Source organism: Achromobacter sp. UBA4530, assembly GCF_002388205.1.
GTDB classification, from domain to species: domain Bacteria; phylum Pseudomonadota; class Gammaproteobacteria; order Burkholderiales; family Burkholderiaceae_B; genus Achromobacter; species Achromobacter animicus.
The window spans coordinates 371,620-384,702 of the sequence record NZ_DGMA01000031.1; the positions used below are offsets into that span (position 1 = coordinate 371,620).

The window sequence follows — 13,083 nt, forward strand, 5'->3', positions numbered from 1 at the left end:
CAACGGCAAAAGCCAAGATGTTAATCAAGGCGGGGTGCGTTTTGATGACCGTTCATATTTTGTTCACATTGAGCATAGACGTGATCGCGGCGCAAAAACAAGGCGGCCCATCAAGGGCGACGAGGCGCTTTTGCGTTGCTTGCGAACAGAAAGGAAAGTGCGGATGTCAGTCACCGGCACTCGCTCGCCCAAAGAAAACGCCGCCCCGTTTGGGGCGGCGAAGGGAGCGCGAGTCAGGGGAAACCGACAGGCGTAAAGCGGTGCGGCGGCGCTACAGAATGCGTTTGCGCGCCTGGGTGATGATGACTTCGGCCAGCACGACGACTACGAAGATCGCGGCCAGCACCAGCGCGACGCGGTCCCACTGGAACAGGTTCAGCGCGGTATCCAGCGCCATGCCGATGCCGCCGGCGCCGACCAGTCCCAGCACCGCGGATTCGCGCACGTTGATGTCCCAGCGCAGCAGCACGATGGACCAGAACGCCGGGCGGATCTGCGGCCAGTAGGCGTACCAGATCACCGAGGCCTTGCTGGCGCCGGTGGCCGTGACGGCTTCGATGGGGCCGCGCTGGGCTTCCTCGATGGCTTCGCCGACCAGCTTGCCGACAAAGCCGATCGAGCGGAAGGCGATGGCCAGCGTGCCGGCCAGGGCGCCCGGTCCGAAGATGGCGATGAACAGCAGCGCCCACACCAGCGAGTTGACCGAACGGCTGGACACCAGGATCAGGCGGGCCAGCATGTTGATGGTCTTGCTGGGCGTGAGGTTGTTGGCCGCCAGCAGACCCACCGGCACGGCCATGAACACCGAAAGAATGGTGCCCAAGGTGGCGATGTGCAGCGTTTCGATCAGGGCTGCGTGTACGCCATCCGGGTAGTAGGCCCAATCGATCGGCCACATCCGGCGGAAGAGGTCGGCCATCTGTTCCGGTGCGTCGTACAGGAACTCGGGGATGACCTCCACGCCGCGGATTGCTTGCACGACCGCCGCCACCAGCAGCAGGTACAGCGCAAAGCGCAGCAGGCGCTGGCCCATGCTGTAGCGTTGCCAGACGCGGGGCTGGCCCGCGGGGTTCAAGGGAGAGACGTGGGCGTTCATTCTTCCACCTCCGCCTTGCGCGCGGCCGTCGGCTTGCTGCTGCCCAGACCGCGGGCGCCAGCGAAGCGGCTTTGCAGGATTCGGTCAAAGCCCAGGTTGTCCAGGAACACCGCCCGCACGAAGCCGGCCAGGATTTCACCCAGCATGATGATCGCGATCAGGGTCAGCAGGATGGCGCTGACGAAGTCGTAATCGAAGCGCTGGAAGGCCGAGAACAACGTGCCGCCCACGCCGCCCGCGCCCACGATCCCCACCATGGTGGAGTTGCGCAGGTTGGAGTCGAACTGATAGGTGGCAAAGCCGATGAAACGCGCGAACACCTGCGGCAGCACGCCGAACACGATGACGTTGGAGAACGACGCGCCGGTCGCGCGCACCGCTTCGACCTGCTTGAGCGAGATTTCCTCGATGGCTTCGGTGAAAAGCTTGCCGATGAAGCCGATGGACGCGACAGTCAGCGCCAGGATGCCGGCCAGCGCGCCAAAGCCCACGGCCTTGACGAACAGGATGGCGACGATGACCGGGTGCAGCGCGCGGCACAGCGCGACGATCGAACGCGCGGGCCACGAAATCCAGGCGGGCATCAGGTTGCGCGCGCCCAGGAGGCCCACGGGCAGGGCAAGGAAGATGCCCAGCATCGACGCCAGGACCGCGATTTCAAGACTTTCGGCGATGCCCTTCCACAAGGTGGCGGGCTTTTCGAAATTGGGCGGGAACATGCGCGCCAGGAACGTCGACGCATGGCCCATGCCGGCTTCGAAGCGCGACCAGCTGAAGTCCAGTTGCGCGGCGGCATAGACGGTGTAGAGCACCAGCAGCAGCACGCCTGCCTTGGCGCGCCCTGACATGGCGAAGGGGCGGATGCCGCCCCGGGGTTGCGTCATTCCAGCCAAGACTCGCCTCCGTAGATGGTCTTGAGCATGGTCGCGTCCAGGCCCTGGCCGTCGCCGTCGTAGACTACGTGGCCGCCCGACATGCCCACGATGCGCGTGGCATAGCGGCGCGCCAGTTCGACGTCGTGGATGTTGACGATGACGGGGATGCCCGAGGCGCTGCCCTGCGCGGACAGCAGTTCCATGATTTCGACGGAGGTCTTGGGATCCAGCGACGACGTCGGTTCGTCGGCCAGCAGCACCTGCGGGCGCTGCATCAGCGCGCGGGCAATGCCCACGCGCTGGCGCTGGCCGCCCGACAGCGCATCGGCGCGCTGGTCGGCAAACCCGGCCAGGCCCACGGTGTCGAGCAGCTTGTAGGCGTGCTCGATGTCCTCGGGCTCGAAGCGGCGCATCCAGGCCTTCATGGCCGAGGTGTACCCCAGCCGGCCGGTCAGCAGGTTTTCCATCACGGTCAGGCGTTCGACCAGGTTGTATTCCTGGAACACCATGCCGATGCGGCGGCGCGCGCGGCGCAGCGACGCGCCGCGCACTTGCGCCAGGTCCACGGTGCCGTCCTGGGACTGCAGGATGATCTCGCCCTTGGTGGGTTCGATCAGCCGGTTGATGCAGCGCAGGAGCGTGCTTTTGCCGGTGCCCGAAGGACCGATGATGGCGGTGAGCCCCTGACCGGCGATCTGCAGGTCAATGCCGTTCAGTACCGGCCGGCCGGCCCGGTATTCCTTGACCAGGCCGGAAATGCGTAGCGACGTCGTCATGCTGGATTACTTCTTGCTCTTTGCGGATTCGCGGTCGTAGGCCGCGCGGTTGAAGCTTTCGCCACCGGATTCAGCGACCTGGCGGACGATGGCCCAGTCCTTCTCGTACGTCACCGGGTAGAAGCGGTCGGCGTTGTCGAAGGCCTTGGACATTTCCGGCGGGAAGCGGTAGTCGTAGAAGCACTTGAGCATCTGGTCGCGGAACTTCGGTTCCAGGTCATGCGCGTAGGCGAACGACGAGGTCGGGAATTTTTCGCTGGTGTAGATGATGCGGAAATCGGCTTCCTTGACCTGGCCGCGTTCGACCATGCGCTTGAAGACGTCCGATGCCACGGCGGCGGCGTCGTAGTCGCCGGAGTTCACGCCCATGACGGACTGGTCGTGTTTGCCGGAGAAGATGACCTTGTAGTCCTTGTCGGGCGTCAGGCCTTCCTTCGGGAACAGGGCGACGGGCGCCATGTGGCCGGAGTTCGACGAGGGCGCGGTGTGCGCGAGCTTCTTGCCCTTCAGGTCGGTCAGCTTCTGGTAGGGGCTGTCTTTCTTGACGATGACGATCAGGTTGTAGCCCTGGAAGCCGTCGGCATAGCCCTTCACGGCAAACGGCACGGCGCCGGCGATGTTCACGGCAAAGGCGGTGGGACCGGTCGAAAAGCCGCCGACGTGCAGGCGGCCCGAGCGCATGGCTTCGATTTCAGCCGCGTTGCTCTGCACCTGATAGAACACGACGCGCTTGCCCGTGCATTCGGACAGGTGCTTGGTGAAGGGCTTGAAGATGTCTTCGTACACGGCCGGATCTTCGACCGGCGTGTAGGTGAACACCAGCGTGGAAGGCGTCTTGAGCTTGGACGCGTCGGTGGGCGTGTCGGCCACCAGGTCCTTGTTCGAGTCGCAATACATCTGGTCGAGATCGCCGCGGTTCGAGCAGGTGTCGGCGGCCTGGGCGGCGGAAGCTCCAAAAGCGAATGCGGCCAGCGCGGCCGCCTGCATAAGACGCAAGGCTTGCATCGTGTGTCTCCTCGTGTAGGTATGAATTGAATCTTTGCTGAATTCAAACACACAACGGGGGACGGCACACTCGGGAAAGTCCCTGCCTTTCTTTTCGTCTTTTGTTCGTTTTGTTCGCTTTGTGTTCGTTATTGCGCGAAAACGCGCTCAGCCGCGAAAGCCCAGCTTGCGGGAGATTTCCTGGGCGCACGCGATGAGCGGACGCGCGATCGCGCCGTCCCACGACACGTCGAACAGACCGGTGGGGCCCAGGCTGGTCAGCGCCAGCACGATGCTGCCCGTGTTGTCGAACACCGGCACCGACAGCGCGTCCACGCCCGGCAGCGGATTGCCCAGCGCGCGGGCCATGCCGTGCACGCGGATGTCGGCCAGTTGCGCCTCGATGTTGGCGCGGGAGGCCTTGCGGGGCGGCGGCACGCTGGCGATGACGGCGGTGTCGCCTTCTTCGCGCGCGATGTAGTGCTCGCTGACCTTGGGCGGCAGCCACGCCGCAAACACCAGGCCGGTGGCTGTGTGCAGCATGGACATCACGGTGCCCTTGCGCATGTTCACGTGGACCGGATAGCTGGCTTCGGTCATATGGATCATGGTGGGGCCGTGCGAGCCCAGCACCGCGATGCCCAGTGTGTGGCCGATGTCGGACTGCAGCTTGGCGATTTCCGGCATGGCGACACGCACCGGATCCAGGCGCTGCAGGCTGACCAGTCCCATCTGCAGGGCGAACGGGCCCAACTCGTACTGGCCGGTGACGGCGTCCTGCTGCACCAGTCCGACGCGGATGAAGCTCACGAGGTACGGGTGCGCCTTGGCGGACGTCATGCCCGCGCCGGCTGCCAGGTCGCGCAGCGTCAGGGGCTTGCCCGCGTCGACCAGCGCGGCCAGCAGCGGTACGCCGACCTCGATGGACTGGATGCTGCGGCGGCCGTCGTTGGCGGCGGGCGCCGCGGTCTTGGAAGTTGCCACGGTGTGCTGACCTTAAGCCGTTAGGCCGGCTGGACTTGGGAGGACTGACGGGCGGCAAGCAGCCGGTCGGCCATTTCGACGAAGCCGCCGCCGCCATGAAAGGCGGCGACAAACGCGGGGCGATGCGTCAGGCGGTGCAGCTGGGCCTGGATGTTGGCCACACCGACCGAGATCGGGAAGTAGGCGAACATCGGCTCGTCGTTGGGCGAATCGCCAATGAACAGCGTGCTGTCCAGGGCGCCGGCCACGTCCATGCCGAACTCGCGCTGGAACATGGTGCGCGTCATGGTGAGCTTGTCGTAGTCGCCAAACCAGCCGTTGACGTGGATGGAGCTGACCTTGGCCTGCGCGCCCGCTTCCTGAAAGATCTGGACGATGCGGCTGATGGCGGCGTCGGGCAGGGCGGGTACGTCTTCGCAGAAATCGATGGCCAGGTCCGCCACGCGGTAGTCCTGGTCGCTGGCGACGGCGCTGCCCGGCACCTCGGCCAGAACGCGGTCGCGGATGGCGTCCAGCCGCTTGCGGCTTTCCTGGCGCGAGGCGGCGTCGGTCCAGTAGTGCGTGGTCATGCGGCGGGCCTGGCGGTCGTAGGCGTAATAGAACGCGCCGTTCTCGCCGACCACGGCGCGCACCGGCCACATGCGGGCGATGTGGTCGCACCAGCCGGCCGGGCGGCCGGTGATCGGCACGACCTGGATGCCGGCCTGTTCCAGGCGTTCCAGTGCGGCGTACGCGTCGGCCGGCAGGCGGCCTTCGGTGGTCAGCGTGTCGTCGATGTCGGTCAAGACGACGCGGACGGCTGCCGCGACGTTCAAAGGCATGGCCGCAAGGGCTTGCATGAGGTTTTTCCTTCGTTTTTCTGGGGGGATCTCCGGGCGAAAGTTTAACCGGACGGCCCCATTCGGACGGGCCGTCCAGACACTAATAGGGGTTCGGCCCAGAGGGGCGGTAAAATCCGGGCTTTCCCGCCTGGTTTACGCGTCACGCCATGTCCGTCCAGTTGTCCTCCCTGCCCGGCTCCGAGCCGGAATCCTTCGGCATCGCTTCGGTTGCCGAGATCATCGCCGAGCTGCGCGCCGGCCGCATCGTCATTCTGGTTGATGAAGAAGACCGCGAAAACGAGGGCGACCTCGTCATGGCCGCCGAATTCGTCACGCCCGAAGCCATCAATTTCATGGTTACCCACGGCCGCGGCCTCGTGTGCCTGACGCTGACCGAAGAACGCTGCCGCCAGCTTGAGCTGCCGATGATGGCCGCCCGCAACGGCACCCGTTACGGCACCAATTTCACGCAGTCCATCGAAGCCGCCGAAGGCGTCGAGACCGGCATTTCGGCCGCCGACCGCGCCCGCACCATCCAGGTGGCCGTGGCGCGCGACGCCAAGCCGGCCGATCTGGTCCAGCCCGGCCACATCTTCCCGGTGCGCGCCGTGCCCGGCGGCGTGCTGGTACGCGCCGGCCACACCGAGGCCGGCTGCGACCTGACCGCCATGGCGGGCCTGACGCCCGCCGCCGTCATCTGCGAAATCCTCAAACCCGATGGCACGATGGCCCGCCTGCCGGACTTGGTGGAATTCGCCCGCCAGCACGACCTGAAGATCGGCACCATCGCCGACCTGATCCAGTACCGCAGCGAGCACGAGTCCATCGTCAAGCGCGTGGGCAAGCGCACCATGCAGACGGCCTGGGGCACGTTCGAGGCCGTGGCCTACGAAGACGCCGCCACCGGCTCCGCCCATTTGGCGTTGGTGCATGGTAATGTGACTCCCGACGCCGAGACGCTGGTGCGCGTGCACGAGCCCGCGTCCGTGCTGGATGTGCTGGATACCGGCGCCAGCCCGCATAGCTGGGGCGTGGCCCAGGCGCTCGAGGCCATCGCCGCCGCCCCGGCCGGCGTGCTGGTGCTGATGAACTGCCAGTCTTCCACGGAACATCTGTTTGGCCAGATTGCAGGTTGGAACGACCCGAAGGCGCAGGCCAATCCTGCGAACGCCGACCGCTTCGGTCTGCGCACCTACGGGATCGGCGCCCAGATTCTGCGCGACCTGAACGTGGGGCAAATGAGGCTCCTGGCCCGGCCGCGCAAGATGCCCAGCATGGCGGGCTTCTCGCTCACCATTACGGGTTACGATTGCGACCCGCAGAACACTCCCGCAACACACTGAAGGCCGACACATGAACCCTTACATCCTTACCCCCGACCTGAACGGCGAAGGGCTGCACATCGGCATCGTACGCGCCCGCTTTAATGAAGAAATCGGCCAGGCCGAACTCGAAGCGTGCCTGAAGGAACTGGCCGAATTGGGCGTGGACGAGCGCGACGTCATGGTCGCCACCGTGCCCGGCGCCCTGGAACTGGGCGTGGCCCTGTCCCACATGGCCGAAACGTTCGAGTTCGACGCCCTGATCGCGCTGGGCGCGGTCATCCGCGGCGAAACCTATCACTTTGAAGTGGTCAGCAATGAAATGGCCACGGCAATCACCCGTATCTCCCTCGAAACCGGCGTCCCCGTCGCGAACGGCGTGCTGACCGTCGACACCGACGAGCAGGCGCAGGCCCGCGCCGCCGGCAAGGGCCGCGACTGCGCCCAGGTGGCCGTCGAAATGGCCAATCTGGTGGCAGCGCTGGAACCCGAGGAAGAAGACGAAGACGAAGACGACGAGGACGAAGATTTTGACGACGAAGAAGACGACGACCAGCGCTGATAGCGCGGCGCAGGCCCGCGCCAACGCGCGCAGCGCGCGCCGCCGTGCGCGCGAATTCGCGCTGCAGGGCGTGTACGCGTGGCTGCTGCGCGGCGGCGAAGGCACGCAGGACGCCGGCGAGATCGACGCCCATCTGCGCGACACCGAGGACTTCTCCGAGGCCGACGCGCAATGGTTCAAGACCTTGCTGCACGGCGTGCTGCGCGAGGCGCCCACCCTGCGCGAACGCTTCACGCCCTACGTCGACCGCCCGCTGGCCGAGCTGTCGCCCGTTGAGCATGGCATCCTGCTGATCGGCAGCTTCGAACTGATCCATCACGTCGAAGTCCCGTACAAGGTCGCCATCAACGAGGCCGTGGAACTGGCCAAGTCGTTTGGCGGCACCGACGGCTTCAAGTTCGTCAACGGCGTGCTCGACAAGCTGGCCGCCGACGTTCGCGCGCACGAAGTCCAGGCCGCGGCGCAACAACGCCGATAGGGGGCGGAGTCCCCCCCGCAGCGCTTCGCGCTTCCAAGGAGGGCCCACCCCCGCAGCGCTTTGCGCTTCCCCCTCAAGGGGGCGCCGCTGCGGACCGGCGGAGCCCGGATCCGCGCGGCCCCGATCTGGGCCGCACGGCGGCCATGCAGACAATGGCGACCATCGGGCGCCGCATAGTGGAGGCGCGGTGGCGTCTGAATTTGATCTGATTGCGCGCTACTTCACGCGTGCCGCGCCGGTCGGTTTGCTGGGCGTTGGCGACGACTGCGCGTTGTTTCCTGTCCCTCCCGGTGAACAGGTGGCCACCAGCACGGATCTGCTGCTGGAAGGCCGGCATTTCTTTCCTGATGTTGATCCCAAAGCGCTGGGCCATAAGGCTCTGGCGGTGAATCTGTCTGATCTCGCCGCCATGGGCGCTCGTCCGATCGGCTGCGTGCTGGGTCTGGCGTTGCCCCATTTGCGTGAGCCGTGGCTGGCGGCGTTTGCCGAGGGCTTTCATGCGTTGGCGGCGGCCCATGGCTGCCCGCTGATTGGCGGCGACACCACGCGCAGCGCGCACGATCTGGCGATCAGCGTGACGGTGTTCGGCTCGGTGCCGGCCGGACAGGCGCTGCGTCGCGACGGGGCGCAGGCGGGCGACGACATCTGGGTGTCTGGGGAACTGGGCGCGGCCGACGTGGCCTACCGGCTTCTGGATGGGCAGTACCCGGCCGATGCCAGTCTCCTGGCCGCCACGCGCGCCGCGCTGGAGTGGCCCGAGCCGCAAGTGGCGCTGGGCCTTGCGCTGCGCGGCATCGCGAATGCAGCCATCGACCTGTCCGACGGCCTGTTGCAAGACTTGGGCCACATTTTGGCTGCCAGCCGCGCCGGCGCCTGCCTGCGGTTTGCAGACTTGCCCATGGCGCCTGCGCTGTCGGGCCTGGATGCCGCGCCGCTGCAACGCGCCCTGCTGGGCGGTGGCGACGTCTACCAACTGTGTTTCACCGCGCCAGCGTCTCGGCGCGAAGCGGTGCTGGCGGCCGCCGCGTCTGCCGGCTCCCGGGTGACCCGCGTGGGCGAGATTTTGCCGCAGCCCGGCATGACCGTCGTAGATGCGCACGGCCAGCCGCTGGCGGACCTGCCCGCCGGCTTCGATCACTTTCCCGCGGACTGATCCGCGGCCTCCTGTCGTTCTGACCCAACTCCCATGTCTTCCACTGATAAGCACTCCACCTCCATGCGCGATCGCAGCCGGGCCGCGTACCCGGCCGTGTCCTGGGTCTGCCGTGATCCCGGCCGGCTGATCGCGTTCGGCTTTGGCAGCGGACTGATCCGGCCTGCCTCCGGTACGTGGGGCACGCTGCTTGCTTGGGGCATCTGGGTGGCGGCGGCGCCTGCGGCGTCGGACCTGGCCATCGGCGTGTTCCTGGCCCTGGCATTTCTGTACGGATGCTGGGCTTGCCATCGCGTCGGCCGAGAACTCCAGCAGCCGGATCATGTCGGAATGGTCTGGGATGAGATGGTGGCGTTCTGGCTGGTGCTGTGGCTGACGCCGGCCGGTTGGTTGTCGCAGGCGCTGGCGTTCGTGCTGTTCCGCACGTTCGACATCGTCAAGCCGCCACCCATCAAGTTCTTCGACGCCCATATCAAGGGCGGCTTCGGAGTCATGTGGGACGATATCGTGGCTGCCGGCTACGCCTTGCTGGTGATGGCGCTGGTGGCCCGCACAGGAGTCTTGGGATGAACGATCAGCTTGAAGGCGCGCGGACCAATCTGTCGGCCGCGCAGTTGTCGGAAGCGACGATACTCGGCCTGTCCGAACGGTTGGGCGACGTGCTGCGGCAGCAGGGGTGGATGCTGGGCACCGCCGAATCCTGCACCGGCGGCCTGTTGGCCGGCGCTGTTACCGCGGTGGCCGGATCCAGCGAATGGTTCGAGCGCGGCTTCGTCACTTACAGCAACGACGCCAAGGTTACCGAACTGGAGGTGTCGCCTGAAACGCTGCATCACTTTGGCGCGGTCAGCGAACCCATCGCGCTGGAAATGGCCAACGGCGTGCTGCTGGCCGTGCCCAATGCGCACGTCGCGATGTCGACCACCGGCATCGCCGGTCCGGGCGGCGCCACGCCGGGCAAACCGGTGGGCATGGTGTGCTTCGGCTTTGCCATGCGGGTGGGCGACGGGATCAGCAGCCGCGCGGTGACGCATGTGTTCCAGGGCGACCGGGGACAGGTGCGCCAGGCGGCGGTGGAGTTCGCGCTGCGGGCGGTGCTGGAATTTGCCGGCGTGCCGATCAACCGGCGCTGAAATCCCGCGCCTGTTTTACCGGCGCAGAATCCTGGCGTTAAAAAGCCAGCGCAGAAATTCCCGGCGCTGAAATGAAAATAGCCGCTGCACCGTGCGCTTACGCACCGTGCAGCGGCTTTTGCCGCTTCTGGCGAATCAGCGGACCGCGTTGATCGCGTCGCGCAGGCCCTTGGCGGCTTCAGCGGAGGCCTCGCGCCAATCGTCGCCGCCACTGGCGTAGATGATGGCGCGCGACGAGTTGATCATCATGCCGTTGCGCGCCGCGTTGGCGCCGGCGTTCACGGTAGCGGTGATGTCGCCGCCCTGTGCGCCGATGCCCGGCACCAGCAGGGGCAGGGCGTCGCCGATGCGCTGACGCACGGCGGCCAGTTCATTCGGGAACGTGGCGCCCACCACCAGACCGCATTGGCCGTTGGCATTCCATTTGTCGGCCACCAGGCCCGCGACGTGCAGGTACAGCGGCTCGCCATTGTCCATCTTCAGGAATTGCAGGTCCGAGCCGCCGGGATTGGACGTGCGGCACAGCACGATCACACCGCGATCGCGCCACGCCAGGTACGGTTCCACCGAGTCCAGGCCCATGTACGGGCTGACGGTGAGCGCGTGCGCCTGGTAGCGCTCGTAGGCTTCGCGGGCGTAGTTTTCGGCGGTGGAGCCGATGTCGCCGCGCTTGGCGTCCAGCACGATGGGCAGGTCGGGGTGCTTGTCGCGGATGTGCTGGCACAGCGCTTCGAGCTGATCTTCGGCGCGGTGCGCGGCAAAGTACGCGATCTGCGGCTTGAAGCTGCAGGCATACGGCGCAGTGGCGTCGACGATGTCGCGGCAGAACTGGAAGATGGCGTCCGGCTTGTCCTGCAATTCGCGCGGGAAGCGCTGCGGGTCGGGATCCAGCCCGACTTGCAGGAGCGAGTTGCTGGTGGTCCAGGCGTGTTCGAGTTTTTGCAGGAAATTCATGGGATTCAGTGCAGTTTGACCCGCGGGCGCGTACGCCGCATCAGCAGGCGGGCCAGGGCGAGGGAGACGGTACGCGAGGCGCCCAGCACCGCGCGGTGGTGCATCAGGTGCAGGCTCATGTACATCAGGCGCGCCAGTGTACCGCTTACGAACAGTCCCCGTCCGGCCAGCTTGCCCATCAGACTGCCTACGCCGGCGTCCTGGCCCAGGGACACCAGCGACCCGTGATCCTGGTAGACGTAAGGCTCGGTGGGCTCGGGGTTGTTGCGCAGCCGGGCCGTCAGTTTCTTGGCCAGGTAGTCGGCTTGCTGGTGCGCGGCCTGCGCGCGGGCCGGCACGGTGCGGCCGTCGCGCCAGGGCGCCGCGCAGCAATCGCCCAGCGCCACGATGTGGGGGTCGGGCGTTTCGAGCCGCTCGTTGACTTCGATCTGCCCCAGCTTGTTCAGCGGCAATCCCAGGTCGGCCAAGAGCGCCGGACCTTTGATGCCCGCGGCCCACATGCACAACTGCGCCGGAAATTCTCGGCCGTCGGCCGTGCGCACGGTGTTGTCCGTTACCTCGGACACACGGCAGGCGGTCTCGACGCGGATGCCCAGTTCGGTCAGGCGTTTAGTCGCCGCGACCGAAATCTTCTCGGGCAGGGCGGACAGGATGCGCGGCGCGCCTTCGACCAGCGTGATCGCCAGATCGCGATCCGCGCGGAAGTTCGGCAGGCCATAGGCGCTGACGACGTGGCTGGCTTCGGTCAGTTCCACCGCCAGTTCCACGCCGGTGGCGCCGCCGCCGACGATCACCAGGTCCAGGCGCGCGGACGGATTGCGCACCTTGGCCTGGTCCACCAACGCCATGGCCTTGAGCATGGTCAGGCGGAATTGCTCGGCGTTTTCGGTGGTGTCCAGCGTGACCGCATGTTCAGCCGCGCCGGGCGTGTTGAAGAAGTTGGACGTGCTGCCCAGCGCCAGCACCAGCGTGTCGTACGCCAGTTCGCGGCGCGGCAGGACTTCCTGGCCTTGCGCGTCGTTGACGGCGTCCACCGTGATCAACCGGCGTTCGCGGTCGATGCTTTCAAGGCGGCCCTGGGTGAACGAGAAGCCGTCCAGGTGAGCCAGCATCAGGTACGAAAGGCCTTCCTGGTGGATGTCCAGCGTGCCCGCCGCCGCTTCATGCAGCGAAGGTTTCCAGATATGGAAGGGGCGGCTATCGACCAGAGTGATGTGTTCGCGGCCGTGTGTACGGCCCAGTTTGGCGGCCAGTTCGAGGCCGCCTGCGCCACCGCCGACGATGACGATGCGCTTGGAGGGTGCTGACGTCGATTGAGGCATCATGGCTCCCAGTATAAATAGAGTCGCATCCCCGTCGCGGTGCGAACCCGTGTCAATGCATGACGAAACGGCTGATGGCCACCCCCACCCAGACCGTTCCGGCGAATATCAGCAGCAACATCACCGCTGCGCTGCCCAGGTCCTTGGCCCGCCCCAACAGGGGATGGCGTTCGACGGACAGCGCATCGGCGAGCGCTTCGATGGCGGAATTGAGCAGTTCCGCCGCCAGCACCATGACCACCACGCCCACCAGGAAGAACACTTCGACCGTGGTGCGGCCCAGAAAGAACGCCGCCGGGATCATCAGCACGGCCAGGGCCAGTTCCTGCCGGAAGGCCGCCTCGTATTTGACGGCCGCCTTCAGGCCCTGCCAGGAATAGCGCAGCGCATTGAGGATGCGGCGCGCGCCGCCGGTGCTCTTGAAGGGCGAGTGTTGCGGATCGTGGGTCATGGAATCGGAAGAAAGCCGTGGTGGCGGCTTTTTAACAGATAAGGGTTGCCCGCGTGGCACACCGCGTGCCTATGGGCAAACCCTAATTGTGACCCAACGGCAGCAGGCGCAGGATTCTGGTCAATTGGTAAGGCCACTTTACCGTTTCGTCCTGTCATCGAGCTGTCTTCCT

At 66.2% G+C, this 13,083-nt stretch carries 15 protein-coding genes; 6 read left to right on the plus strand and 9 right to left on the minus strand.

What is annotated here, in order from left to right; genetic code table 11:
* Window positions 1-271 precede the first annotated feature (271 nt).
* The 6 genes from phnE (B2W22_RS22800) to B2W22_RS22825 form a co-directional block, all read right to left on the minus strand.
* The gene (phnE, locus tag B2W22_RS22800; protein ID WP_175122559.1) at window positions 272-1,096 is read right to left on the minus strand and encodes a phosphonate ABC transporter, permease protein PhnE; all 825 of its coding nucleotides are present in this window, start codon (window positions 1,094-1,096) and stop codon (window positions 272-274) included.
* Entirely contained in the window at window positions 1,093-1,980 is an 888-nt protein-coding gene (gene phnE, locus B2W22_RS22805) for a phosphonate ABC transporter, permease protein PhnE (protein WP_175122560.1), read from the minus strand. Before phnE (B2W22_RS22805) ends, phnE (B2W22_RS22800) begins: the two co-directional genes overlap by 4 nt.
* Complete coding sequence (gene phnC, locus B2W22_RS22810) at window positions 1,977-2,747, minus strand: phosphonate ABC transporter ATP-binding protein (protein WP_175122561.1); 771 nt, start codon at window positions 2,745-2,747, stop codon at window positions 1,977-1,979. The genes phnE (B2W22_RS22805) and phnC overlap by 4 nt, the downstream gene beginning before the upstream one ends.
* 6 nt (window positions 2,748-2,753) lie before the next feature.
* Complete coding sequence (gene phnD / locus B2W22_RS22815; protein ID WP_056558855.1) at window positions 2,754-3,752, minus strand: phosphate/phosphite/phosphonate ABC transporter substrate-binding protein; 999 nt, start codon at window positions 3,750-3,752, stop codon at window positions 2,754-2,756.
* 147 nt (window positions 3,753-3,899) lie between these two features.
* Entirely contained in the window at window positions 3,900-4,715 is an 816-nt protein-coding gene (locus tag B2W22_RS22820; RefSeq protein WP_105240545.1) for an IclR family transcriptional regulator, read from the minus strand.
* Between the two features lie 20 nt (window positions 4,716-4,735).
* Complete coding sequence (locus B2W22_RS22825; protein WP_286939644.1) at window positions 4,736-5,554, minus strand: HAD-IIB family hydrolase; 819 nt, start codon at window positions 5,552-5,554, stop codon at window positions 4,736-4,738.
* A 149-nt stretch (window positions 5,555-5,703) separates the two neighbouring features.
* Here B2W22_RS22825 and ribBA point away from each other — a divergent pair, with 149 nt between their 5' ends.
* The 6 genes from ribBA (at window position 5,704) to B2W22_RS22855 (ending at window position 10,184) form a co-directional block, all read left to right on the plus strand.
* The gene (ribBA, locus tag B2W22_RS22830; protein WP_175122563.1) at window positions 5,704-6,879 is read left to right on the plus strand and encodes a bifunctional 3,4-dihydroxy-2-butanone-4-phosphate synthase/GTP cyclohydrolase II; all 1,176 of its coding nucleotides are present in this window, start codon (window positions 5,704-5,706) and stop codon (window positions 6,877-6,879) included.
* A 10-nt stretch (window positions 6,880-6,889) separates the two neighbouring features.
* The gene (ribH, locus tag B2W22_RS22835) at window positions 6,890-7,420 is read left to right on the plus strand and encodes a 6,7-dimethyl-8-ribityllumazine synthase (RefSeq protein WP_175122564.1); all 531 of its coding nucleotides are present in this window, start codon (window positions 6,890-6,892) and stop codon (window positions 7,418-7,420) included.
* Window positions 7,389-7,898 (plus strand): transcription antitermination factor NusB, encoded by a 510-nt coding sequence (gene nusB / locus B2W22_RS22840; RefSeq protein ID WP_175122565.1) that lies wholly within the window; start codon window positions 7,389-7,391, stop codon window positions 7,896-7,898. The genes ribH and nusB overlap by 32 nt, the downstream gene beginning before the upstream one ends.
* 187 nt (window positions 7,899-8,085) lie before the next feature.
* A complete protein-coding gene (gene thiL / locus B2W22_RS22845) occupies window positions 8,086-9,051 on the plus strand; it encodes a thiamine-phosphate kinase (protein ID WP_286939645.1) in 966 nt (321 codons plus the stop codon).
* Window positions 9,052-9,114: 63 nt separating this feature from the next.
* Window positions 9,115-9,621, plus strand: coding sequence for a phosphatidylglycerophosphatase A family protein (locus B2W22_RS22850; RefSeq protein ID WP_056558833.1), 507 nt, complete (start codon window positions 9,115-9,117; stop codon window positions 9,619-9,621).
* The gene (locus B2W22_RS22855; protein ID WP_191577944.1) at window positions 9,618-10,184 is read left to right on the plus strand and encodes a CinA family protein; all 567 of its coding nucleotides are present in this window, start codon (window positions 9,618-9,620) and stop codon (window positions 10,182-10,184) included. Before B2W22_RS22850 ends, B2W22_RS22855 begins: the two co-directional genes overlap by 4 nt.
* Window positions 10,185-10,319: 135 nt before the next feature.
* Here the strand turns inward: B2W22_RS22855 and pyrF are convergent, their stop codons facing one another.
* From pyrF to B2W22_RS22870, 3 genes are read right to left on the minus strand one after another with little or no spacing between them, the layout of a single operon-like run.
* Entirely contained in the window at window positions 10,320-11,138 is an 819-nt protein-coding gene (gene pyrF / locus B2W22_RS22860) for an orotidine-5'-phosphate decarboxylase (RefSeq protein WP_175122568.1), read from the minus strand.
* Between the two features lie 5 nt (window positions 11,139-11,143).
* Window positions 11,144-12,463, minus strand: a complete 1,320-nt coding sequence (locus B2W22_RS22865) for an NAD(P)/FAD-dependent oxidoreductase (RefSeq protein WP_175122569.1) — start codon at window positions 12,461-12,463, stop codon at window positions 11,144-11,146.
* A gap of 49 nt (window positions 12,464-12,512) precedes the next feature.
* Window positions 12,513-12,911, minus strand: coding sequence for a diacylglycerol kinase (locus B2W22_RS22870; protein ID WP_056325453.1), 399 nt, complete (start codon window positions 12,909-12,911; stop codon window positions 12,513-12,515).
* Window positions 12,912-13,083: the final 172 nt, after the last annotated feature.